This window comes from Cocleimonas sp. KMM 6892, from assembly GCF_035798195.1.
In the GTDB taxonomy this organism is placed as follows: Bacteria; Pseudomonadota; Gammaproteobacteria; order Thiotrichales; family Thiotrichaceae; genus Cocleimonas; species Cocleimonas flava.
Window position 1 is genome coordinate 420,716 of record NZ_JAPFBV010000004.1, and the last position, 26,107, is coordinate 446,822.

Genomic DNA, 26,107 nt, shown 5'->3' on the forward strand with positions numbered 1-26,107 from the left:
GGCGCAAGCTTATCTAACCTACGTATGCGGATTACCATGTTTTTCTCTTTTCTAGAATATCTTATTTATTCTAAAATTTTTTAAATTATTTTATTTTCTATTCCATTATATGAAACGCTATGACACTATATGAAACTTATGAAGAAAATTCAGAAGGGGAAAACATTGCAAACAGTGTCACGAGCAATAACAATTTTACGTTGCTTTAAAGGTGGAACACTGAGTTTAGGCTTAGCTGATCTAACTAATATAATGGAGTTGAACAAAGTCACGGTTTTGCGAATTGCGAAAACCTTAGTTGAAGAAGGAATGCTCAACAAGGACACTGAGTCAGGCGAATACACTATTTCTTATGGCGTTCTTGAACTAGTAAGGGAGCTTCAAAATCCAAGCAATATCATCTCGTTTGCACGGCCCATTTTGCAAAAAATGCATGAGCTTTCGGGAGAAACTGTTCTTCTAAGTTTAAGAGATGGCAATGATGCTGTTGTAGAACATGAAATCCCATCACTTAAGCCAATAAAATACTCACTCGGTATTGGGTATCGGGCTGATTTGCGAATAGGAGCTGTCGGTCAAGCGATACTATCCTGTCTTTCTAATGAGGAGATTGAAAATTTACTAAACAAGCCGGAAGTCAAAGATGCTTTGGGAGATCTATTGACAGAAGCGGATATTCGAAAGAATTTAAAATTCGTCCAGTCACAAGATTTTCTCTGTACGACTGGGCAAAGAGTAGCTGGTGCTGCAGGAGTTGCGGCTCCTTTTGCTACGCCATGCAAATCTCTTGTTGGGTCAGTTAGCATTGTTCTTCCAGAAACACGTTTTACAACTGGGGAACAGAACCATTTTGCAACTATCGTCAAAGAGGGTGCAATGAAAATTAATGCAATATTGGCAGGAAATCCACGTGCTTTAGAAGGAGGTCAAAATGAAAAACGAGTCGTCAACGACAAATAAGAGGCTAGGCCCTCTTACACACCTAAAAGTAATAGATATAGCGACTATCATCGCTGGTCCTCTATCAGCGGGGTTATTGGCTGACTTTGGTGCTGATGTTCTGAAAGTTGAGCTTCCAAAAAAAGGGGATGGGTTACGCAATCTTAGACCTATAAAAGATGGTGTATCATTGTGGTCGAAAGTTATCAATCGAAATAAACGAGGCATTACACTCGATTTACGTCAACCAGGGGGCAAGGACTTATTCTTGAAGTTAGTTGAAGAAGCTGATGTTGTTATCGAAAACTTTCGCCCAGGAACTCTTGAAAAATGGGGTTTATCACCTGAAGTCCTTCATAAATACAATCCTTCATTAACAATTTTAAGGGTTAGTGCTTTTGGTCAAGAAGGTCCATACGCAGCTAAGCCAGGCTTTGCCCGTATAGCAGATGCCATGTCTGGTTTTTTATCGCTCTGTGGAGAAAAAGATGGTCCACCGTTACATCCTGGCTACCCCATTGCAGACTCAGTCACTGGCTTATTCGGTGTTGTTGGTGTTTTAATGGCACTCGTAGAGAAGGGACAAAATCATGGAGCACCTGGACAAGTGGTGTGCGTTTCGTTATTCGAGTCTATGTTCAGAATTATGGACTTTATGCCCATAGAGTATGATCAGTTAGGTTGTATTAGAGAACGTAGTGGGAATCAGAATCCGTATGCCGCACCTGGTAATTGCTTTCTATCTAAGGATGGACATTGGTGTACTCTCGCCGCTAGCACACAGTCAATATTTGAACGATTGATGATAGCTATTGATCACCCACATTTAATAAATGACCATCGCTTTATAAAGAATAAGGAACGCTTGGAAAACAGTAAGTTTCTCGATCAAATTATTTCCAAATGGTTTAGTGTTCGTGACGCAGATAGCGCATGTTTTGATCTGGAATCACACGGTGTAAGTTGTGCCAGAGTTCGAACTATGGAAGATATTTTTTCTGATCCGCATGTAGAACAGACAGACATGTTGATTTCCTTAAAGGATAAAGAATTGGGAACGGTTCGCATGCAAGGCATCACACCTCGGTTCTCCCGTACTCCTGGAGAAATCAGGCATCCTGGACCAGAGATGGGTCAAGATAATGATCGAGTATTTAGGGATGAAATGAACTTAGACAATGAAACTATTAACCAATTATCAGAGAAGGGCGCAATTTAATTTATTAATAAATTGTCAGCCTAAGTTTTTATGGTGTTTTCCGTGCTTTTATCATAATTCTATACATAGTTTCTAATTTCACTCGACATTATCACGGATAATTATCTTCACCATATTTGGCTCTAACGAACCTAAAGACGCATAAAAATGCAGACCAAAGTCTGCATTTTTTCTCTTTAAAGTTCCTTCCAAATTATTTATCCTCAATAAACCCTCCTTTCCTTCTTCTATAAACCGCAAACACTACAAACGGTAATAACATCAGCGGATTAAACGCTCCGCCTCCACCGCCGCCATGCGATGAACGATTAGATGTAAACGCTGGCTGCGAAGTGTCTGCTCGACGCGATTGCACTGGCGCTTGTGCACGTTGTGTTTTCGCTGTTTGCTCTTTTGCTACGCGTGCTTTGTTTTTACGCTCGATGCCGTGTGCTTCGAATTGCTCGTCACGCATAACGATCATTGAAGTGTAATCGGTGACTAAGCTATTCTCTACTGCGATGTCGATGACTGCGCTTTTGAAGTCGGCATCTGATCCCAGGTAATCGATCTGCTTCTTTAGGTCTTGAATTTTGGCGTAGGCCCAAAGACGTTCGATTTCTGGATTACTAGTCTCGTTTTCAGGGAAAGCAAAGCGTGTTTTGTACGATTTGTTTTCACCGGATACTTTGGCTTTTAGCTCGACATCTGCATCGCCAGAACCCCAGTAGTGACCAAATACGACTAACTGCTGACCACGGTATAGGCTGGTAATTTTCTCTGGTGTCATGTCGCCTGTTTTAATACCACTAATATCCAGTTCAACATCGTGCATTGCCTGATGCGTTACTTTGCTGGTGAATTCTCTGATCTTGCCTGAGATGTCATCGCTATTCGATACGCTTACGGCGAATCCGTTTGAGACTTCTGTCATCGCGTTTAGTAGTGGACGATTCGCACCGTTACCCATGACTGCGGTAAATAAACGTACATCGTGACCCGTCATTAACTTGAGGAATTCCTTCTTTTCAGTCACACCGACATTCGCTTCACCATCGGTTACCAGTATGATTGCGCCGGTGCGATCAGCATCGAGATTGTTCAGTGCTTTACTTAAACCTGCATAAATATTGGTGCCACCACGCGGGCCTGTTGCGGCGAGTGCGTTGCTCCAATGAATCACGTTTTCTGGTGTTGCATTTATCCATGTTGATTGCGTTAAGTCTTCGACCGCATTATCAAACAGGATTATCTGAAAACGGTCTTGTGCGTTTAAACCACCGATTGCACGCTGCACACCATCGACCATGGTTTGGTATTTGCCACTCATTGAGCCTGACATATCGAGTACAAATGCCCAGTCACGACCTTCTTCGATTTTCGCAAGGTCATCACCTGGTGTCAGTGTCATCATAAATGTGCCGCGCTTTGCGCCTTGCTCACGATGTGTAACCAGATCAATCGACCCCGGTAGGTTCGGTGCTAAACGCCAGTACATGACGATGTCTTTATCAAGCGTCGCGGCAGCTGTGCTTGTGTTTGATGTAGTCGTTTCTCCACTTTCGAGCGCGGCGATTTCATTATTGCTGATTGGCTTGTTCTTTATTGCCTTGATGAGATCTTCAGCTAATGTGCCTGTTGATTCCTGAGTAGGCGTAACCACTTCTTCAACGTGTGTCTGTTTTAATGTTTCTACAGAGTTGTTACTACCCAAGCTCACTGACCATTCTTGCGGATTAGATTGTGTCACGACTGCTTGCGAATGTTGTGGTAAACGCACACCATTTACAGGGTAGCCAGAACGTAAATTTACATTGAATGAAAAGTCTTCTTTAACCACTGGATCGTAAGACCAAAATGCATTGGCTTGATCATCGGTCTCGCCCTCTTCTAGCGGATACACATAACGACCCATGCTGTTATCAATATCAGCGGCCTGCATATACACCAAACGAATGCGTGCATCCTGTTGCGCACGTACTGGGCTTACTTTTACTTCAAAACGGTAATGCTTAACCTTGGTGGTTAAACCTGCATCACGACCTGCGGCTTTCTCTTCTTCATAAAGCTGTTGGGCTTTTTGTTTTTCCAACACTTCACCGATTACGGGCTTGCCGTCAATCCAGATGGTGAATTCTGATACCACACCTTTTTCAGGTACGGGGAAACTATAAGTAGCTTCCAGATCCTGTTGATGTGGGTTGCTAAAGGTTTGATCAACCTCGGTAACCGCGTAGCCATCTTCAATCGTCACATTTACATGATGCGATTTGATGGACAATGCGGGCTTGCTGGAATCGACAGGTGTCATTAAACCTGCCGCCATTACTGATGTGGTTGCACCTAAAAGGACGATGCCTAAGGTAGCAACAGCTAACGTATTTTTAAGTATTTTCTTAAACGTTTTTTTAAATTTTAGTTTAAGTTTTTGTGCAAAATTATTAGTAGTTTGGGCTTTCATTTTCTTTCTCCTGAAAGTCTAAGTATGTCTCTGACGAGATTCGTAAGGACAAGCGAAGATTAAATGAAAGCTACTTAGGAGCAACTATTAGAACAATAGTTAGTTTATTGGAGACTTTAAGTATTATTTATTGATACTTAACATAACTACTGTTTAGAGAATTGATAATGCCACCCCCCTACTTATGGGCTGTTTTTATTATAAAGGCTGGATTATGAAACAACCCTTCAACGAATTAATAAACAGTTTCTTCCACCTCAATGAGATTAATAGTTTGACCAGAAACAGAGGAATAAAATATTCCTCTGTTTGGAGCTATCTAAAAACTAATTACATAAATTTGAATCGATAGAGTTCTTTTCTGAAACTTTTACCCAATCTACCTTTGCAGTAGCAGAATGATCTCTAAGGTTATTCTGAAGACTTCCTACTGGCCAACCCCACTGAGTGCCTGTTTGCCCTTCCATGGTTAGCTTTAATGAATGTTTTTTAGCTGAAGAGATTAAGCTGGAATTTTTTGTAGAAACTTTTTTTCCATCAATAAAGTATGCAATGCACTCTTTATTCCACTCAACACTAAAAGTATGATATTTGTTTTGTGTAAGATTAATGCCGTGTGTATCTAACGCTTGTATCCATTCATCTTCTTTAGCACCATCATGAATAGCAGTAACATATTGATACAATCGATTATCTGCTCGCATATACTCGACGATATCTATTTCCATTCCTGTAATTGGATTATTATCCTCAGAAGGGTGAGTTCCATTAGCGTTTCTCCCTTCCGCATATAACCATCCCGCAAACCATGCACCCTTAGCTTTTACCTGAGAAACATTAGCATTGACTTCAACTTTCAGAGTCGAGCTACTACCAGGACCAAAGTCACTTTTTTTTGAAAGTAAATAACAAGCTTGTCTTTGATTTCCCACATTTTTAATCGAAAGATTTAACTTTCCACCAGACTGCGAACAAGAATTAATATTATTTGTGGTATCACGATTTGGAATTGACCAATTTGCTAATTTAAACTTTGATGATATCGAGTTACCACTAAAATCTTCTCTGAAAATTTGACTATAATTCCCAACAACAAGCTTTGTTTTTACTCCCGTTGAATGATTGATTACAAGGTAGTTACCATCATCAAGATTTGCACACTTTCCATTTTTATTTTTGGAGCTACTACAAAGATTCCATTGGCTTTTCTCGGGCCTTTGAACTTGATACCAATCACCATTGAGAGGCCATGATATTGTGCTTCCACTTACCGTTGGTAATTGGCTTGACTGACCTGAAGGTACTTTTATGTTGTAACTTTTTTGTATCGTGTGATCAATAACAACATAGTTGCCATTTTCGACTTCACACTGTCTATCTAGATTCTTCGAACTACTACAAAGATTCCACTGATTTTTACTGGGGTTTTGTACTTGGTACCAATGGCCGTCTGCAGGCCAAGATATTGTATTTCCATTAACACTGGGCTGGGCAAAAGCAGTTTGACTTAAAACTAAAGCCGTTCCTAAAATTGCAAGTGAATGAATATTTTTCATGTTTTTATCCTTCCGTAGAAATTATAGAAACATTTCTCTAAGCAATTGATTTAAAATCAATATTCTTATCTAAGATTACAATTAATCTAAAAATCTTAAATAACATCCTTGCTAAAAAGTATATTTTTCATGATCGTATCTTTTGATAAATACTTAAAAAAATGTACGTTTGTCTCAATCCTTTGAGACGCAAATTGTGAACATGAAAAATAATTTAAGTTCAGAATAACCTTAAAAAAGCAGTAAAATAATTTATGGATATAATAGATTTTACTTATAATAATTTGATATAAAATAACAACTTAGCTGAATTAAATTTTTCGTAAAAATAATTTAATTTTTTTGCTATTTACCTTACAGAGTGTCAATCATGACAAAAATTCAGTTTATAAACTTCTTTCAAACAAAATAAATTTTTAATTAATCGTAGATACGAAATTTCATAGGCATTTTTCTTTATTATTTATTGAGTTTTGATTGTACGAAAACCCTTTTGTACAACACTCTTTGCGTAATAATTTCAAATTTATTGACTATAATAAATAGACTAATCACTCAATTGATTTTATTAATAAATAATAATTTTCAAGAACTTAAATTCATTCAATTGGTCAATAAATAATCATTTCAGGATAAAGGGCTTACTTATGCGGATTCTATCGCTGTTACTATTTTCTCTATTACTGAGTGCTTGTGGTGGAGGAAGTAGCTCTTCAAGCAATGGCGAAAGCTCTAGCCCACCAGATACAAGTAGCCCTGTAGATTCAAGCTCTGAGGATAATGCTAACGAATCGACTGACTCTTCGGACTCTTCGGACTCTTCGGACTCTTCGGACTCTTCGGACTCTTCGGACTCTTCGGACTCTTCGGACTCTTCGGGCTCTTCGGGCTCTTCGGGCTCTTCAGGCTCTTCGGACTCTTCGGACTCTTCGGACTCTTCGGATTCAACTGACAATTCTGCAGCTACAGAAACTAACGACGATCCAGATTATTCCGCAGCTGCAATTACTGTCACTGCCGAAAAAGCTGCCAAGTTTCTGACTCAAGCGACTTTTGGGCCTTCGGAAGCGGCTATTGATAACCTTGTTTCACAAAACAATCTGGAAGCCTGGATTGATCAGCAAATTGCCTTACCAATGTCACGCACGCTTCCGTATGTTGAAGCAAATTCAAATGGAAGCCTGCGTTCTACGCGCCATGATATCTGGTGGAAGAATGCGATAGAGGGTGATGATCAGCTCAGGCAACGCATGGCATTTGCCTTGAGCGAGATTTTTGTTATTTCTGATCTTGATTATGCCTTGGGTAATGCGCAATACGGCGTCAGCCATTATTACGATATGCTCGCTGAAAATGCCTTTGGTAATTATCGAGAGCTCTTAGAGAAGGTCACGTTGCATCCTACGATGGGCATTTACCTCAGCATGGTGCGCAATCAAAAAGCCAATCCTGCTTTGCAAATACGCCCTGATGAAAACTATGCACGCGAAGTACTGCAGTTATTTTCGGTGGGTTTGTATAAATTGAATGATCGTGGTGAAGCCTTACCACTAGCAAATCCAATTCCTACTTACAGCCAGAATACCGTAGAAGATTTTGCCAAGGTATTTACGGGTTGGAACTTTGCGGATTCGTCCGGCACATGGGTTTCAAACGACCTTACGCCTTACGACAAACGCTTGGCAATGGTGGCGGATTACAATACACCAGTGGCTGATTCTTATCACGACACAACCACCAAGGTGCTTCTGAATGGTGCGCAATTAATGAGTAGTGCAAGCTCTGCAACGCCTGCTGAAGATGATATGGAAGCGGCTTTAGATAACATTGCGAGCCACCCGAATGTCGCGCCGTTTTTTAGTAAGTTATTGATTCAGCGTTTTACCACCAGTAACCCAAGTCCTAATTATGTAGAGCGAGTAGCAGCCGTTTTCAACGATAACGGACAGGGTGAAAAAGGTGATCTTGGTGCAGTAGTTAAAGCTATTTTATTAGATCAGGAAGCCGTTAACGGAAAATCGGTCAACCCTGATTTTGGTAAAGTGAAAGAACCATTAATGCAGTTGGCCCAACTATGGCGAGCCTTTGATGCGCAACCGGGTTCTGGCGCAATAAATAACAGCTATCGTTTATATGCCAAGTCTAGTGACCGCTTGGAAGAGGTCTTTGGTCAGGCGGTGCTTAAATCACCTTCGGTATTTAATTTCTTCTTGCCGGATAATCTTTTAGCCAGCGATTCCAGTTTGTATGCACCTGAAATGCAGATTATGACCGAGGCAAATGTGGCTTCCATGCACAATGCGTTTCACCAGCAAATCTATACCTTAAACAGTCAGGATACTGGCGGTTGGGATGGTGCGACTCGTATCAATATTGATAAAGCGGTGCAACTCGCACCAGATGTTGATGCACTGATTGAGTATCTGAATAAATTACTACTTGCTGGTAGCTTAGGTGCGAGCCAGAAATCCATCATTACCAACCATCTTGCTACGATTTCAGACAGCAGTGAACGCGCGCAAGAGGCAATCTTCCTGATTGTTGCATCGGCTGGCTTTCAGGTTCAGGGATAAGGGGAATAGATATGAAAAACAGTAATAACATCTCAAGACGATCATTCCTTAAACGTGCTGGTGCCTCGGCATTAACCACGGGTAGTTTGAAGTACACCCCCCTACTTTCGGGCACTTTTTTAGGAACGGGTTTAACATCATCGGTGGCTGCGGCTGATTGCGATCTGCCACAATCTCTGGTTTGTGTGTTTCTATTAGGTGGCGCAGATAGCTTTAATTTTGTGGTGCCAACTGATTCAGCTTACGATCAATACGCTGCAACTCGCGGGGCGATGGCGGTCAATAAATCTGACTTGTTAGCCAGCACCGATGCGACTCAGGGTGAGTTTGGCTTTAACAACAGGCTGTCGGGGTTACACGATCTTTATGAAAATGACCGACTAGCTGTCGTCAGTAATGTCGGCAATTTAATACAACCGACAACTAAGGCTGATTTCAATGCGTCTACCACCCTGCCCCAAAGTTTGTTTGCCCACGATGCACAACAAAAGCTTTGGCAAACAGGCAGTGGAAATTTAGCAGATGCCTTCGGCTGGGGTGGTTCGATTGCAGAACGAATTGCGAACTGTAACGCTACCTCCAATGTGGCAACGTCCATTTCAATTAATGGCTCGAACTCGTGGTTAAATAATTTACAACAGAATTACGTTCAGTTGAATGCCAATGCAAACATCCAACGCATGGTCGGTTACAATGCATCGAGTAGCACCCAGGCAACATTGGAAGCGTTGATAGCAGCCAGTAAAGCTGATCAGGCAGCGCCGTTTAAACAGCAGGTTGCGCACGCCATTACACGCGCAAATGACACGGCGAATAGTCTATCCGAAGCAATTAATGATCACCCCGTGAGCAGCTTTTCACCCGCAGGAGATTTGCAACGACAGCTGCATTTAGTGGCTCGAATGATTTCAGCCCGCGAACAATTGAATATGGGTAAACAGGTATTTTTTGTTGGGCTCGGTGGCTGGGATACTCACAGCAATCAAAACGTCAGAATGATCCCATTAATGACGGAGTTAAATGCAGCACTTACTAGCTTTCAAACAGCCATTGATGACATGGGTAAGGCAGATAGCGTGACCACATTTACGGCTTCTGATTTTGGTCGAACACTCACCACCAATGGTGACGGAACTGACCACGGTTGGGGTGGGCATTCGCTGGTAATGGGCAACAAAGTTAAGGGTGGTAAGATTTATGGCGCATTCCCCAGTTTTGCATCACAGAACAATCCTGATGATGCTGGCGATGATGAGAACTTTGCAGGACGTATTATCCCGACAACGTCAGTCGCACAATATGGGGCAACACTCGCTGACTGGATGGGCGTATCAGCCGCAGAACAACAAGCGATGCTGCCAAATCTGGCTAATTTCAGTCAGAAAAACTTAGGCTTTATGAAATCTTAACATCAGACTTGTAAGTATTATCCAGGGTTCTTTTTTATTTAAGCTTTGTGCTTTAGCATCAGATGGGTGAGAATCCTCGCCTTATCTGATTTTTTATGACGTAAACTCAAAGCAGAACACTATCGTGACAAACGCTAATCCCACATCCGATCATCTAAAAGGTATTTTAATTACCACCCTTGGGGTTCTTATTTTAAGCCCGGATGCGCTTTTAATTCGTCTTTTAGACGTTGAGACTTGGACTGCAGTGCTTTGGCGTGGGATTGCCTTTGCCGCTGGCATTTCTATTCTGATGTTGTTGATGTATCGTGAAAAAACCCTCAAACAATTTAAGAATATTGGTCGTGCAGGACTTTTAATTGGTTTGATTTTTGGGGTTAGCTCGTTCTTTTTTACGGCATCCATTCAAAATACCAGTATTTCAAACACACTGGTGATCATCAGCACCTCACCTGCTTTTGCGTCTTTATTTAGCTGGCTGTTTTTAAAAGAAAAAGTGCATCTGCGCACCTGGATAGCGATGGCTGTTATCTTTGTCGCGATCATTTTAATCGTATCCAAGAGCCTTGGTTCTGGTAGCTTGCTTGGTGATTTATTTGCCCTTGGTACCTCAATATTTATGGCGGTTAGCTTTACCCTGACACGTCGTCGTAAGGACATCAATATGGTCCCAGCTATGGTCATTAGTGGGCTTGTGGCGGCAACTGGCGGCGCATTAATGCTGAGCCAGACTACCAAAGCATACGCACTGCCTGAAGCATCAATTCCTTATTTAATTATCGGTGGAATCGTCGTCACGATTGCATTTGCGTTAATAACGCTGGGGCCGCGTTACATCTCAGCCCCTGAAGTTAGTTTGATCATGCCGTTAGAAACGGTTATGGGTTCGTACCTAGGTTGGGCATTTTTAAGTGAAAGACCTTCCAATATGACGTTGATCGGTGGGTTTGTGATCTTATTGACGCTATTTATCCACGCCTGGTTATCGTTGCAGGCAGAGAAACGAAGGGTGGCAGTTCTCAGTTCGTAAGAACTAATTATTCACCTGCTTTGTCCTCACCCATCTGCTTATACAATTTGAACGCCATATAAGCCATGAGCAATGTGCCGAGTAGAAGCATTACCCAGAATATAATCAGTTTCCAGTTGGTATCTGGAGAGAAGACTTTTCCACTGTTTTTGATTTCACCCAGTTTGACATTATCCACCATAGAGCCTGAATCCCGGATGGTTGTAATCAAATTATTCAGGTCGTTTTGCTGCGAGGGTTTTATGTTTGGATTACCGAAGGCAATTTTAAACGGCTCTTTTCCCTGTGCTAAAAATAGCAGCTTTCTTGGTGACCATGCCGCTCTGATTTCAGGGAGTTGTTCATCGGTAAACTGCCCTTCTGAATCTAGCGTTACCTTCCAGTAACGGTTTTTATTAGGGTTAATTGAAAAGGCACTGCTTTGTAATTGAGTGTCTCCAATGTTTAAGCGATATTGGCTGATGTTATGCGAAAATCGCCACTCATCATTGTCATGATTTCGTGAATACAATTTACCCTTATAGAGTAATCCGTCTTGCGGTGCGACAAATTCCATTTGTGTAATTGCGGCAACCACATCGCTTTCAAAAAGCCAATTTCCGTCTTTGTCATAACCTGGTTTTCCAAGGCTTTTCCATTGTGTTTGCTGCTTGCCAGTGCTGTTGTAGATACCCTGAATTTTTTGTATATGAGCTTGAGAACTTGGATTCAACCAGGTGAGTCGCAGGTATTTTTGAGATGTACAGGAAAAGCCAATCTGGTCCTGTATCAGTTTAGAGCCTGCGTAATTGAGTTTAGAGACGGTCTGCTTTCGGCTTAAGTTCGACCAATTCTGCAAGTTGTTGCTACTCTCTAATTTGAGCGGTAGCACCATGCTCGGTTTTTCTTGTGCCCAATCGAGTTTCAGCCCGCACATATTCAATTTATGCGCTGCAGATGTGTTTTCGGGGTTTTCTATAATGTACTGGTATTCTTTATCGTCCTGATGATTATCAGGGTCACCCCCCCACTTTTGGGCGATTTTTATACTCTGTTGTCCATTTTGCTGATTGGTATTTTTATTCTGCTCAATGATTACTTTTATATTGCCAGTATCCGCCGCCTGCTCTTTGGTAAAAGGATAAAACACCAAAGGCTTTTGTTGTTGCGAATTAACTCTTTCAATCCGGCTCAGCTGATAGGGAACCAGTTGACCATCTGCGCTGAAAACACGGATATCACCATAATCTTTTCGTTGCATTTTTTCATAGACTATCAGTGGTAAATCAACCTCTCTTAATGAGGTTGTGGCATTGGTTAATTCTGCCGAATGCGCAAAGTCTTCGAGAGTAAATGGCGCGGCGTTTAGCGAAAATTGCAGTACCGCCGTTATTGCACATACTCCATATACCTTAAGTAATTGATGCTTTGCTTTCATCCTCATTTTTGATCCTCAATCGAACTTTCTTCACTGGTTTTCTCTTCGTTGATTTTCTCTTCGTTGATTTTCTCTTCTCTAGTTTTCTCTTCGCTGGCATTGTCTTCGTTTAGTTCTTCTACTTGCTTGTCAGTTCCATTTTTATCGGGCAATGGCGCAAAATAGCCGATACTGGTTAGCAACACACCCACTACGAGGAATGAGACTACTCGGCCTAAACTACCTAACGCAGCCAGATCAATCACAAACAATTTCAATACCACTAGTCCCAGTATTACCGCACCTGCAACCCACAATGGGCGAATCTGTTTTTTGCTTGAATACAAGGTGAGTATGACACCCGACAAAGCCCATAAAATAGAAACAGCGGTTTGTACCCAGTTTGAATAGAATAGGACATCAGGATCGTATGCAATGCCAAACCAGTGATGTGCCACTCTAAATAGAGTGAAGTTGAGCCATAAAAATACTAAAGAGGCAAAACCAATCATTAGCGCACGCTGATTGAATAACGTTCTGTCAGGATTGTGATTGCCAATCGATGCCGTGTCACCGATGTCGCTGGCAACGTTCCCTATGCCACTAGCACGCCACCATTTGAACAAGCTGATGAAAACGATCACCACCATGATATCCGTAGGGTTCAATAATGGAATCCACGGTAAAGGTTCTGATTGTCCTTTCGATACCAGTGCCATCAATGACCATAGCGCTAAATAGGCAGCGAACGCAAAACCAGTCTGCTGTCGATACGTTAGTTGATGCGTACTGAATGGCCAAAACTTCGCTTTAATAATCATCCAGAGCGCCAGTGTCGCTGGTATCACATACCAGATATTCAACCAGGCTGAAGAACTGGACAAGTGTTTATTCAACCACCATGTGCCTTCTAGCGTAATTAATGTCACCAGTAGAATGAGTAATAAACTGTGGAATATCGGCTGTATTTTCTGGAACACAGCGTGCTTTTGTAGCTGATATAAATGGAAATAGAACGCTGCAAAGACAATCGGCCATGCTATCCAACCATTCCATTGTGACGGATGGTAAGCGCTTTGGAAACCAGTTGCCCCGACTTGAGAAAGCCCAAGCAGTATCACCAATACAAACAAACCACTGGCTACATACCAGGCGTGCTTCCATTCTGGTTTTAACCGAGTTGCAGCAAGGGTGAAACCAATACTCACAATCGCGCTTAGAATGAGTAAATTACTCGCCATCCATTTAAGGTCGTAATAAGTGAAGAGCTGGAAACTAATGCCGCCGAACAACCAGATCAAACCCCAGCCTAGTGCGAAGGGGCTGATACCTTTTTCCCACACTCTGCGACCTTCGAATTCTTTAAAGAGTAATCGGGCTGAAATAATGCCCGCAACTGCCATCATCATACTGCTGATAAAGTGACCATTTACAAAAGGTTTTAAGTCGCCGATATGGCTGAATCGAGCGAGGAAAATGGCACCCGCTCCCACCTGTAAGATTAAACCAAAGGCTCTTACAGAAATGCGATCCTGACGAGAACCTAACCAGAGTAGTCCTGCACCTTCTAATGCCCAGGCTGCGGCCGTTTGGGTTGGAGCCAAAGCGAATGGAATCGCCATTGAAGCGAAGATTGCACCTAATGCGAGGAAAGCTTCGGATAACAGTTTTAAGCCATCTCCTTTACGCTTCCATACAAACCATGAAAGTACGATGTAGAATAAACCCATCGCAAACGATGAAATCGACACGCCGTATTCAAAGTCTTTTACCAGTGAATATTGTAGCGCTGATGCAGCAAGCGGCACGCCGAACAGTAAGGTTCCATCAACATAACCACGCAGCTTTGGTGGCTGACGTAATGCGAATAAAACAGCAATTAATACGTAGAATAGGAAGAAAATAATCAGGAATGGTTCGGTGGTTGCGAACTTGCTATCGTCATATCTCAACACACCCCAAACGGTGCCGATAATAAAGGTAAATGCAAAACCTAATAGATTCAGCGGACGCCATGCTTTAAACCATGCAATCACCACAATCGCGATATTGAGAACGGCATAGTAACTGAATAAATAAACATGGTTGTTTGAGCCGCTTGAGGCTAAAACCGGCGCGAGAAAACCACCACTAAAGCCTAAAACAGCGAGTGATTTTGAGTCTTGTAATACGGCTAATGCCGCACTTAACATGCTGACGACAAACAATAAACCGAAGGCTAACGTTGGCTCAATGAGCTTGAACATACTGAAGGCTGCGAAAATATCCAGATATAAGATACCAATACCTGCACCTTGCAATAATAAGGCGTAGGTTTCATTTTTGTGACGTAATCGCCACCCTAGACCGAGCAAGAACATCGCCCCAACGACGACGCCAATCAAACGGTATTCGATCGGGAAAAAGCCTCGATCAGACACGTATTTGAGTAGGAAGGAAACACCAAAGAATAGAATAATGATACCAATGCGAACGAATAGGTTTCCGCCCATAAAGTATTCTTTAATTTTATCCCCGACTTTTTCCAGAATATTGTCTTCGCGCGAAGCATTAGTTGATTCAATAGCGTCAGTCGCTTCTGTAACAGGCGGGATGTAAGGCGTTGAAGCGACTTGATCAATAGACTCTGGGACGGCTTGTTGATTTATTGTATTTGTCTCAAGACCTGTTTCAAGGTTTGCTTCATCAGCTGGGGCAACATTATTAGCTGCTTGCGAAATCGTATCTAGATATTCTTGTTGTTGATCATCACCACTTTCGCCATAGGTATTAGTTTGCGGGGTATTCGTCTGCGATGATGGCTGACTGATGCTTTGTTCGTCTTCCACTTGCGATTTATTAGCATTGGAAAAGTTTGCTATAGCTTGATTTGCCTGAGTCTCAGCTTGTCTTTGTTCCCAGTCTTTAGCAAGCGCATCGCGCAGTGACTTTATCTCTTTAGATAAGCCTAAAACCTGACCCAGCAAAAAACCGACGATGGTTGCAAGTCCAATAAATGCTAATTGCCACTCTCTGCTTCCCAATGAGAAAGATAACAACACAGAAACAACCAGAAATATTCCAGCGAAAAGAAACTTCATTAAAACTACCCATTTGTATTTTTTTGTATAATACTTTTTATGTTCAACCCAAGACAGCAATGCCGAAATAGTATCAAAATACTATCCCTTAAGTTCCATCAGAACATCTTATTGCCTAAAAATCTGTAAATCAGAAAATTTAGCGATACTGTCTGCGGTGAATTGTATCAGGCTTAAGCTGTTGTGACGCTTAACTAATCACAACCCCCCCCCCTACTTTCAGCACTTATTTTGGTAGATGAAGCGCTATCCTGCTATAACAAACTATCGATCATGATCAGGGAGAAAAAATGGCACGATTAATTCTAGTCTGCGGTCCTACAGGCGTTGGTAAAACCACTTATTCCGTAGCACTTGCTAAAGATGCTAAAGCTATCAGGTTCTCCATAGACCCATGGATGCAAACGCTATTCGCAGACGATATGACTGAGTTAGATTATTCCTGGATGATTGAAAGAGTTAACCGCTGTTACGAGCAAATCTGGAAAATCAGCGAACAAATCCTGGCAATAGATGGAAATGTTATTTTAGATCTGGGCTTTACTACCAAAGAACAAAGAGATTCATTTTCTCAACGAGCAGCAAAGTTAGGCATAGATGCCGAAGTGCATTATTTAGATGCACCGACAGATATTCGCAGGAAACGTGTGGAGAAACGCAACGCGGAGAAAGACCCCGACGTTTATGCTTTTGAAGTTACTGAGATGATGTTTGATTTTATGGAACCACGATTTGAGATTCCTGATGAAGACGAACTTAAGAATGGATGCGTTGTAGATAATACATAGGGTTATTGGTTATTGCTTAAGTCACCCCCCTACTTATGGGCACTTTTTTATTGATGCTTTTATAAAATATTGAATACAAAGACTAAGCTTATAACAATCAAACATTATAAGCTTAGTCCAGTATTTACCTAATCAATGTCACAAACTCATTACGATTTAAAACATCTTAGATCTAAGGTGTACGGATATTCAGCTGTCATTTCTTCTGACAATTCACTGAAATCAGAACTACTCTTCTGATGTGTAACAAAGCTCTGCTTACCACCCAATAATGGTGGAGCAACTACCGGAGCACTCGCAGGTGTATGACCAAAGTCCCAGAAACGACTGACTCTACGTGATTCAGCTTCTACCGCATTAATCGGTGAGTTCTCAGGGTTTAATCCGCCCGGATGTGCCACATGGTAAGTACAACCACCTATTGAGCGATCATTCCAGGTATCCACGACATCGATAACCAATGGCGCATGAATGCCAATCGTTGGATGCAATGCCGAAGGTGGATTCCACGCTCTGTAACGGATACCCGCTACGTACTCACCATGAGTACCCGTACTCTTTAACGGAACACGATGACCATTACACACAATGATGTAACGTGAATCAGTGAAACCGTTGACGGTTATCTGAACACGTTCTACCGAGGAGTCCACATAACGCGCTGTACCCTGACTACCAGATTCTTCACCCAGTACATGCCATGGTTCAATTGCGCCGTGCAATACGACTTGCTTATCACCTAACTGCAACGTTCCGTAACGTGGGAATCTGAATTCAATGAAAGGCGCAAGCCATTCAAATTTGAAGTCATAACCAGCATCATTGATGTCACGGATAATTTCCTTCATATCCGATGCGACATAATGACCAAGCATGAAACGATCGTGGAGCTCTGTACCCCAACGAACCAAAGGCTTCTTGTATGGATTCTTCCAGAACCAAGCTAGCAAGGTTCTAATCAACAAGGCTTGCATCAAACTCATGTGAGGATGTGGTGGCATTTCAAAACCACGGAACTCTAGAATCCCCTGACGTCCTGATGCCGAATCTGGAGAGAATAGTTTATCGATACAAAACTCTGAACGATGCGTATTACCCGTGATATCCGTCAATAAATGACGTAATAAACGATCCACTAACCAAGGCTGATCAGTCTCGCCACTTGGCATTTGAGAGAATGCGATATCCAACTCATAGAGTTTTTCATCACGACCTTCATCGACACGCGGAGCCTGACTGGTTGGACCAATAAATAATCCCGAGAACAAATAAGACAAGGCTGGATGATGTTGCCAGTACGTAACAAAACTCTGTAACAACTCAGGTCGTCTCAGGAATGGACTATCCGTAGGTTGCGCAGCGCCCAGTGTTACGTGGTTACCACCACCGGTACCGGTGTGCCTGCCATCCTGCATGAATTTCTCTGTGCCCAAGCGACAAATACGTGCTTCTTCATAGAGAATTTCAGTGTGTTTAACCAGATCTGCCCAGTTGTTCGATGGGTGTATATTAACTTCGATAACGCCCGGATCAGGAGTAATCTGGAATGAAGTAACACGATGATCACGTGGTGGCGGGTAGCCTTCAATACGCACCGGTGTTTTCAGTTTTTCTGCGGTTAACTCTATGGCACTGATCAATTCCAGATAATGCTCAAGGTAACTCAATGGCGGCATAAACACGTGCAAATAGCCATCTCGTGCTTCGATAGACAGCGCGGTATGCGGCACATCAACAATAAACTTTTCGGTTTCCTTTTTCTTTCCTTTCTTGCCTTTTTTCTTACTGCTGGTTTCTTTACCTGAGTCTTTTTCCAGCTTCATATCGGCAGTCGGCTGCTGTCTCTTTTTCGACTTACGCTTCAACCAGCCAAAGTAACTTTCAAGAATACCTACATTAGATTCATTTTCATCGTCATCTGAATTTTCATAACGATCAACAACTTCACCATAATAATCATCTAGCTCACCTAGCTCTTCCATGGTGTCGCGATCTGTTTGTATTTCGCGCTCATCTTCTGCTTGCCATGGCAATGAATCCAGTGGCAATCTAAGTCCCATCGGTGAATCACCCGGAATTAATTGCAGTCGATCATTTCTGAACTGCCAAGGCGCACTGTGCCATTTTAGTTCGTTGTAATCCCAGCTAATCGGCAGAACATAACCCACTTCACTGTCCAAACCTTGCATCAGCACTTTTGCAATTGCCTGACGTTCTAAGGAGTCTTTCAAACTCGCTTTTTGTGAGTCGAGATTTATCGGGATCGTACCCTCTTTCCAAAGGAAATATAACTGATCCTCAAACGCCGGAATAATGTACTTATCAGACAGTCCAAGATGCCTGGTTAAAATACGCGCAAACTCTTTCGCATTTTCAGGCGTCTGTTTGTAATCTTCATAATCTTTCGCTATAAGATCAGGGTTTTTCCAGATCGCTTTTCCATCATTACGCCAATAAGTACCTAGCGCCCAGCGTGGAATCTCTTCCCCTGGATACCATTTACCCTGACCATAATGTAGCAAGCTACCTGTAGAAAAACGATCCTTGAGGTTTAACAGTAACTGCCCTGCCAGAATGCGCTTATGTTCTCCAAGTGCATCGGTGTTCCATTGCGGTGCTTCCATGTCATCGATGGAGACAAAGGTTGGCTCTCCACCCATGGTAAGACGCACATCTTCAGCGATGAGTACTTCATCAACCTTCTCACCCAGAGCATTGATCGCTTGCCACTGCTTTTCTGTATAAGGTTTGGTTACACGAGGATCTTCTCTTACACGTGTTACTACATTGCTGAAATTGAAGTCGATAACTTCACATTCATCCATGCCGCCTGTTACCGGTGCAGCACTTCCAGGATCAGCAGTACATGCCAGCGGAATGTGACCTTCACTGGCGAATAAACCTGATGTTGGGTCAAGACCAATCCAGCCAGCACCTGGGATAAATACTTCACACCATGCATGTAAATCGGTGAAATCTTCTTCAGGGCCTGAAGGTCCATCCAGTGATTTTTCATCCGAAGTCAACTGCACTAAATAACCTGAAACGAAACGACTAGCTAAGCCGAGGTGACGTAAAATTTGTACCAACAACCAGGCACTGTCACGACAAGAACCCGTTGCCGTTTCGAGCGTTTCTTCACAGGTCTGAACACCTGGCTCCATACGGATGTTATAGCCGATCTCTTTTTCTAAGCGTTGATTCAACTGTACGAGGAAATCCTGTACACGTACTTCAGACTTATCAACACCTTTTAGCCACTCGTTGAGCTTGTCTCCATTTTCAGAGACATGTAAATACGGTGATAGCTCATTTTTTAGTTCGGCTTTATATTCAAAAGGATAATTTTCAGCATACTCTTCAACGAAAAAGTCAAAAGGGTTAATGACTGTCAATTCTGCCACTAAGTCGACTTCGAAAGAAAACTTGGTGGTTTTGTTAGGAAATACCAATCGTGCTTCATAGTTTCCAAAAGGGTCCTGCATCCAATTGATATAATGATCTGCTGGTTCAATTCGCAAAGAATAGGATTTGATCGGAGTACGTGAATGTGGAGCCGGCCTCAAACGAATAACATGCGGGGAAAGATTGACGGCGCGATCATACGTGTACGACGTTTTATGGTTTAAAGCTACATCTATTGTCATATTTTATTATTCCTGATTCAGGCTTGGGTTTGTTTTTGAGAAAGATCTTCGTCGATTTGAAGCGGCGACTCATCAATCTCTTCATCTGACGTTTGTTCGGTTATTACTTCTATCGACTTTGGAAACCAGGTCAGACTGATTCTGTTGTGAATTTTTATAATTCCTTTTTGAATATCATCGAAATAACGATGTAAGAATTCCGGAGAGACATCTTTGTTTTCATCGAAACTGTTCAACTGACCTAGCAATAAATCCCAGCCTTCAAAAACGTCTTGATTATCCGGTAATTTAGAGGCACTTCTCTCAATTTCAGATAAGCAGTACTTAATCGAACGAGGGAATTCTTCTCTGCATAAAATAAAGTGAAGGACTTTGGTCGGCTCAATCTTTGGACCATTCGCACTTCGATACATCTGCACGGCATTTTGCGCTTTCAGTATTTCAAGCCAGATCAGCATATCAAAAGAATTAATTTCTAAACTATCTCGACGCAAGAGGATACCCGCTGCCACATCCAATATTCTGGATGTCATATCAGCCCTCTCGAGCATGATGCCTAACTGTAAGAAATCGTAAGCCTGATTTCGACTTAATGAATTTTGTATCATGCCATTAAATTGCAATGACCTGGAGATGATTTCTGTTAAGAATTTATAACGCACTCTTTTGTGCGTCGAATCATCCACCGATTCTTTGATAAATAAATTCAAATCGTTGAGCATTTCCCACGCTGCCGTAGGTATAACATCTCTGGATGTTCTTGCGTTTTCGCGAGCGGCTTTAATGGATGAACGAATAGAACTTGGGTTTCTGATGTCGGCTAACAGAAACTTGATTACATTCTTCTCAGTAGCTTCGTCATAAAGTTTATTAAATTCATGCTCAGAAGACAGAATTCGCAATAACATATTCCAATCTAGCTTCTGAGCCTTGGGAATATCCATCATGACTTGCGAAAATGCCTTAAGCATTCTTGCGGTATCTTCAGTTCTTTCGATGTAACGGCCTAACCAGTAAACACGTTCTGCACTTGTAGATAACATAATTATTCATCCTCCTGTTCAACAATCCAGGTGTCTTTACTACCACCACCCTGCGATGAATTCACAACAAGTGACCCTTCTACCATTGCAACTCGTGTTAAACCTCCTTTAGTCACCCAACAATTTTCACCTTGTAAAATAAAAGGACGTAAATCAAGATGCCTAGGTGCAATCCCTTGATCGGTTATGACAGGAGCGGTTGATAAATCTAGCATGGGTTGTGCAACATAATTACGAGGGTTCTTCGCGATCAAACCACGAAATTCTTCGATCTCTTCTTTAGTCGCTTTCGGACCCAACAGAATGCCGTATCCACCTGACTCATTTACCGGTTTGATGACCAAATCTTCAAGGTGCTCATTCACATAAGCAAAATCATCGTCTTCGTAACACAGATAGGTTTTAACGTTAGGCAGAATTGCCTCTTCATCGAGATAATACTTAATCATCTTGGGCACGTAGGCATATACCGCTTTATCATCAGCAACACCACTACCGGGCGCATTACTAATGGCGACATTGCCTTTCTTCCATGCTCTCATGATTCCTGGCACACCCAACATTGAATGTTTATTAAATACTTCTGGGTCGATAAACACATCATCGACACGGCGATAGATAACATCAACGCGTTGTGGGCCGTTTATTGTGCGCATATAAACACAGTCATCTTTATCGACGAATAAATCCGCCCCTTCGACTAATTCTGCACCCATTTCCTGCGCCAAAAAGGAATGTTCGTAATAAGCTGAGTTGTAGATACCCGGTGTTAGTACAGCAATCACTGGGGCTACATCTTTTCTTGGAGATAATGAAGCCAGCATTTCATGTAATCGGATTGGATAATCTGTGATTGGCGAGATACATTGAGTATCAAACACTTCAGGGAATATTCTTTTGGTGATTTCTCTGTTCTCGATCATATAAGAAACACCAGAAGGAACACGTAAGTTATCTTCTAGCACTCTTAGGACACCATCACCGTCTCGCACCAAATCAGTGCCCGAAATATTCGCCCATGCACCATGAGGGGGCGTTATACCCTGGCATGCCTTTAAATAGTTTGATGAGCCTTCAATCAAATGCCTCGGGACTAGTTTATCTTTTAAGATTTTTTGATCGTTATAGACGTCATTGATAAACATGTTTAGCGCCTTGATACGTTGTATCAGGCCTTTTTCAACGATCTTCCATTCGGAAGATGGGATTGGTCTGGGTATGATATCAAATGGCCAGTGTCGGTCGATATTATTACCTTCCGAATATATGGTAAAAGATACCCCCATCTCTTCTATGCAGCGTTCCGAAGCCATTTTACGTGCCAGAACTTCATTTTTATCAAGAGATTTTAAGTAGTTATATAGTTCTTTTGCGACAGTTCGAGGTTGTGAGCTCGTTTCCATGATCTCATCAAAGAATACCCCGGAATTGTAATCATTCCATTCCATAAAATACCTATTTATTGACTTTATTATTGCTCAGACTATAAATCACAAATAGCTGAGAGTTATTCTTACCTAATTGAAGATTGATATAGAACAAAGAATATCACTGTTCCCATGTTGTACCTCTATACCCTTGTCTCTATAAGTTATAGTGCAAAAGGTGTGCCACAGTACATTTTTATTTAACATGAAACTGATAAAATACTTCTATGATTGAAATATGAAGAAATAGCTATATATAAAGGTACGAACAGGCGTATACTGTATGGCTGTGTAACGCATATACATCAGCAAAATTCAATATTCGCATTACACATTCAGAAGAATAACAACTCTAAAATCTCTGTTCACTCAAATTTATTTCGTTATAACCAAGGTTAAAACACGTTTAGTATGACTTATTGTATTGCCATTAAAACCAACAACCGCTTGGTTTTCGCCTCTGATTCCAGAACCAATGCTGGTCCTGATCATGTATCCACCTACAGCAAAATGTTTAAGTGGGGTGTACCCGGAGAGCGACAGTTTTTACTGGTAAGTGCTGGAAACCTTGCGACTACACAAGCAGTGGTTGAGACAATTGAACGAGATATGAAGGAGTCTGCTGCAGAAAATCTTCTTAATATTAAGTATATATCAGCAGTTGCTGACTACATTGGCAGAATTAGTCTAGAAGCACAAAACAAAAATAACAATCTGGGAATGATGGCTGGCTTCAATGCTGAATCGACATTCATTCTAGGCGGACAAATTGGCACAGAGCCTGCAAACATCTTCATGATTTACCCACAGGGAAATCATATCACCTGCCCAGAAACCACACCGTTTCTACAGATTGGTGAAATCAAATACGGAAAACCACTACTAGATAGAGTAATCACGGATAAAACCACAGAGCGTGATGCCGTTCGTGCAGCCATGGTATCTATGGATTCAACCATGCGAAGTAACTCTACAGTTGGACCACCGATAGAGATCCAGAGTTACCACATTAATTCTTTGCAGCCTGGCAAGTACAAAATTTTTAGTGCTAATGACCCTTACTGGCAATTGCTGAGTTCTAACTGGGCTGAAAAGCTACTGGAAGCATTCTTGAAACTTCCCGAGTTGCCAGATTTTCCTAGCGACGAACCTGAGTTAACCTCAGTGGCTACCTCAACACAAACGCAATCCAACTTTAAATAAAAAGTCACCCCCCTACTTTGGGGCACTTTTTTATTCAGCAAATCAAATAGATAAAATACAAAACGTATTTTATCTATTTGAACTACGCTTCTTTCTTGAATTTTTAACGGGTTTTGCTTTGGCAAAGCCCGTTTTTGCTTTAGCTCCAGGCTTACCCTTACTCTGCGTATTCGCTTTTGTTTTTATACGATGATGGAAATCGTTACCTTTTTTAGCCTGGCCATTCTTAGCACCTGCATTACCACCTCTTTTCTCGAGACGAGCATTAAACTCTGGAATCAGGTGTTCTTTGGTATTTCCTATTAATTCAGTACGGCCCATGCGTTTCAAAGCTGCACGTATCATTTGCCAGTTATCCGGATCGTGATAACGCAAAAATGCTTTATGCAAACGTCGTGATTTAGCATCGCGCGCCGAATCAATATGCTCGGAAGCTTCGCCCACTTTTTTAAGCGGATTGATTTCACTGTGATACATCGCCGAAGCAAGTGCCATTGGCGTAGGAATAAAACCTTGAACCTGATCTGGCTTGAAGTTATTTTCTTTTAACCAAAGCGCTAAATTAAGCATATCTTCATCCGTCGTACCCGGATGCGATGAGATAAAATACGGGATTAAGTATTGTTCTTTACCTGCTTCTTTCGAGTACTTCTCAAACAACTCTTTAAATTTGTAATAGCTACCAATGCCCGGTTTCATCATTTTAGAAAGCGTACTATGTTCTGTATGCTCTGGCGCTATCTTTAAACGTCCACCAACATGATGTGTCACTAATTCTTTTACATATTCGGGATCTGTAACCGCCAGATCGTAACGTAAACCAGAAGCGATAAAGATACGCTTTACCCCTTCAATTTTACGCGCACGACGATACAGTTTCGTCAATGGCTTGTGATTGGTATTCAGGTTTTCACAAATTCCCGGATACACGCAAGATAAGCGACGACAAGATTCTTCGATTTTATTACTCTTGCAAGAGAGGCGATACATATTGGCTGTTGGACCACCAAGGTCGGAAATATTCCCAGTAAACCCGGGAACATTATCGCGAATCGCTTCGATTTCCTTGATTACCGAGTCTTCCGAACGGCTTTGGATAATACGCCCTTCGTGCTCTGTAATTGAACAGAAAGTACAGCCACCAAAACAACCACGCATGATATTCACCGAAAAACGAATCATATCGTAAGCCGGAATTTTTAAATCACCATAGCTAGGATGCGGTCTACGCGTATATGGAAATTCAAATAAGCCATCGAATTCTTCTGCACTCAGCGGCTGCGGTGGAGGGTTTAACCATACATCGCGCTTGCCATGCATTTGCACTAACGAGCGCGCATTACCCGGATTTGTTTCCAGATGAAACACACGTGAAGCATGCGCATATAATACTTTACTATCAACCACTTGATTGTGAGACGGCAATCGAATTACCGTTGTAGTGCGATCTAATTTTTTAGGGCGTTCGTGAAAATGAATCACTTGAGCCGCCGCACTGTTTAATTTGGCTTCTGTTTCATCATCAATCGCTTGCTGACTATTCTTGTCGCAATCAGCAGTTTGCGTAGTATCGATGTATGGATTTGAATCTGGGTGTTCGATAGATCCGACTTCATCGAGGTCTGTAGAATCGATAACCGTCCAGCCTTCCGGAACTCCCTGACGCATAAACCCAGTGCCGCGAATATCGGTAATCTCGCCGATTTTTTCGCCTGCCGCTAAACGATGCGCGACTTCGACAATAGCTCTTTCTGCATTACCGAAAAGCAACATATCCGCTTTTGAATCTGGCAAGATTGAACGCCTTACTTTTTCTGTCCAGTAATCGTATTGTGCAATACGACGTAAACTCGCTTCGATACCACCAATAATTACCGGCACACCTTTGTAAGCTTCTCTGGCACGCTGCGCATAAACCACGGTTGCACGATTTGGGCGTTTACCCGCTTTTGCGCCAGCAGTATAAGCATCATCAGAACGTGGTTTTCTATCTGCAGTGTAATGATTCACCATCGAATCCATATTTCCTGCGGCAATTCCGTAGAAAAGATTCGGTTTTCCTAATTTGCAAAAATCGTCTGCTGAGCGCCAATCTGGCTGAGAAATAATCCCAACACGAAAGCCTTGAGATTCGAGTAATCGGCCGATAATAGCCATACCAAAGCTAGGGTGATCGACATAAGCATCGCCTGTTACAATAATGATGTCGCAGGAGTCCCAACCGAGATCATCCATTTCATCACGTGACATTGGCAATACAGGGGCGGCTCCGAACTTATGAGGCCAGAACTTCCTGTACGAGAATAATTTGGGGGCTGTAATTTCCATAGTGCGGGCAATTATACGCTATCATCACA

At 42.0% G+C, this 26,107-nt stretch carries 15 protein-coding genes; 7 read left to right on the forward strand and 8 right to left on the reverse strand.

Going from position 1 to position 26,107, the window contains the following annotated elements; all coding sequences use genetic code 11:
* Positions 1-129 precede the first annotated feature (129 nt).
* Together OO007_RS13590 and OO007_RS13595 are read left to right on the forward strand one after the other, a co-directional pair.
* A complete protein-coding gene (locus OO007_RS13590) occupies positions 130-960 on the forward strand; it encodes an IclR family transcriptional regulator (protein ID WP_325809216.1) in 831 nt (276 codons plus the stop codon).
* Positions 932-2,158 carry a CaiB/BaiF CoA transferase family protein gene (locus tag OO007_RS13595; RefSeq protein ID WP_325809217.1) on the forward strand — a complete coding sequence of 409 codons (1,227 nt, stop codon included), beginning with the start codon at positions 932-934 and terminating at the stop codon, positions 2,156-2,158. The genes OO007_RS13590 and OO007_RS13595 overlap by 29 nt, the downstream gene beginning before the upstream one ends.
* A gap of 193 nt (positions 2,159-2,351) precedes the next feature.
* Here the strand turns inward: OO007_RS13595 and OO007_RS13600 are convergent, their stop codons facing one another.
* Positions 2,352-4,598, reverse strand: a complete 2,247-nt coding sequence (locus tag OO007_RS13600; RefSeq protein WP_325809218.1) for a VIT and vWA domain-containing protein — start codon at positions 4,596-4,598, stop codon at positions 2,352-2,354.
* Between the two features lie 326 nt (positions 4,599-4,924).
* Positions 4,925-6,154 (reverse strand): glycoside hydrolase family 16 protein, encoded by a 1,230-nt coding sequence (locus tag OO007_RS13605; protein ID WP_325809219.1) that lies wholly within the window; start codon positions 6,152-6,154, stop codon positions 4,925-4,927.
* Positions 6,155-6,801: 647 nt separating this feature from the next.
* Here OO007_RS13605 and OO007_RS13610 point away from each other — a divergent pair.
* From OO007_RS13610 to OO007_RS13620, 3 genes are all read left to right on the forward strand, one after another.
* Positions 6,802-8,727: a DUF1800 domain-containing protein gene (locus OO007_RS13610; protein ID WP_325809220.1), complete on the forward strand. Its 1,926-nt coding sequence runs from the start codon at positions 6,802-6,804 to the stop codon at positions 8,725-8,727.
* An 11-nt stretch (positions 8,728-8,738) separates the two neighbouring features.
* Entirely contained in the window at positions 8,739-10,136 is a 1,398-nt protein-coding gene (locus OO007_RS13615) for a DUF1501 domain-containing protein (RefSeq protein WP_325809221.1), read from the forward strand.
* A 124-nt stretch (positions 10,137-10,260) separates the two neighbouring features.
* Positions 10,261-11,166: a DMT family transporter gene (locus OO007_RS13620; protein ID WP_325809222.1), complete on the forward strand. Its 906-nt coding sequence runs from the start codon at positions 10,261-10,263 to the stop codon at positions 11,164-11,166.
* Between the two features lie 7 nt (positions 11,167-11,173).
* On the opposite strand, the gene OO007_RS13625 is transcribed toward OO007_RS13620, so the two are convergent.
* Both OO007_RS13625 and OO007_RS13630 read right to left on the reverse strand, forming a co-directional pair.
* Positions 11,174-12,589 carry a DUF3999 family protein gene (locus tag OO007_RS13625; protein WP_325809223.1) on the reverse strand — a complete coding sequence of 472 codons (1,416 nt, stop codon included), beginning with the start codon at positions 12,587-12,589 and terminating at the stop codon, positions 11,174-11,176.
* Positions 12,586-15,642 carry a DUF2339 domain-containing protein gene (locus OO007_RS13630; protein WP_325809224.1) on the reverse strand — a complete coding sequence of 1,019 codons (3,057 nt, stop codon included), beginning with the start codon at positions 15,640-15,642 and terminating at the stop codon, positions 12,586-12,588. The genes OO007_RS13625 and OO007_RS13630 overlap by 4 nt, the downstream gene beginning before the upstream one ends.
* Before the next feature lie 290 nt (positions 15,643-15,932).
* Here OO007_RS13630 and OO007_RS13635 point away from each other — a divergent pair, with 290 nt between their 5' ends.
* Positions 15,933-16,430, forward strand: a complete 498-nt coding sequence (locus tag OO007_RS13635) for an AAA family ATPase (RefSeq protein ID WP_325809225.1) — start codon at positions 15,933-15,935, stop codon at positions 16,428-16,430.
* 149 nt (positions 16,431-16,579) lie between these two features.
* Here the strand turns inward: OO007_RS13635 and OO007_RS13640 are convergent, their stop codons facing one another.
* The 3 genes from OO007_RS13640 to OO007_RS13650 are packed head-to-tail and all read right to left on the reverse strand — an operon-like array spanning position 16,580 to position 22,568.
* On the reverse strand, positions 16,580-20,077 hold the full coding sequence (locus OO007_RS13640) for a transglutaminase family protein (RefSeq protein WP_325809226.1): 3,498 nt from the start codon (positions 20,075-20,077) through the stop codon (positions 16,580-16,582).
* Positions 20,078-20,094: 17 nt separating this feature from the next.
* Positions 20,095-21,120: an alpha-E domain-containing protein gene (locus tag OO007_RS13645; RefSeq protein ID WP_325809227.1), complete on the reverse strand. Its 1,026-nt coding sequence runs from the start codon at positions 21,118-21,120 to the stop codon at positions 20,095-20,097.
* Positions 21,121-21,122: 2 nt separating this feature from the next.
* Positions 21,123-22,568, reverse strand: coding sequence for a circularly permuted type 2 ATP-grasp protein (locus tag OO007_RS13650; protein WP_131907253.1), 1,446 nt, complete (start codon positions 22,566-22,568; stop codon positions 21,123-21,125).
* Between the two features lie 390 nt (positions 22,569-22,958).
* On the opposite strand from OO007_RS13650, the gene OO007_RS13655 reads away from it, so the two are divergent.
* Positions 22,959-23,750, forward strand: a complete 792-nt coding sequence (locus OO007_RS13655; RefSeq protein WP_131907254.1) for a peptidase — start codon at positions 22,959-22,961, stop codon at positions 23,748-23,750.
* A 69-nt stretch (positions 23,751-23,819) separates the two neighbouring features.
* Here OO007_RS13655 and OO007_RS13660 read toward each other — a convergent pair whose 3' ends face one another.
* On the reverse strand, positions 23,820-26,000 hold the full coding sequence (locus OO007_RS13660; protein ID WP_442784344.1) for a YgiQ family radical SAM protein: 2,181 nt from the start codon (positions 25,998-26,000) through the stop codon (positions 23,820-23,822).
* Between the last annotated feature and the right edge of the window lie 107 nt (positions 26,001-26,107).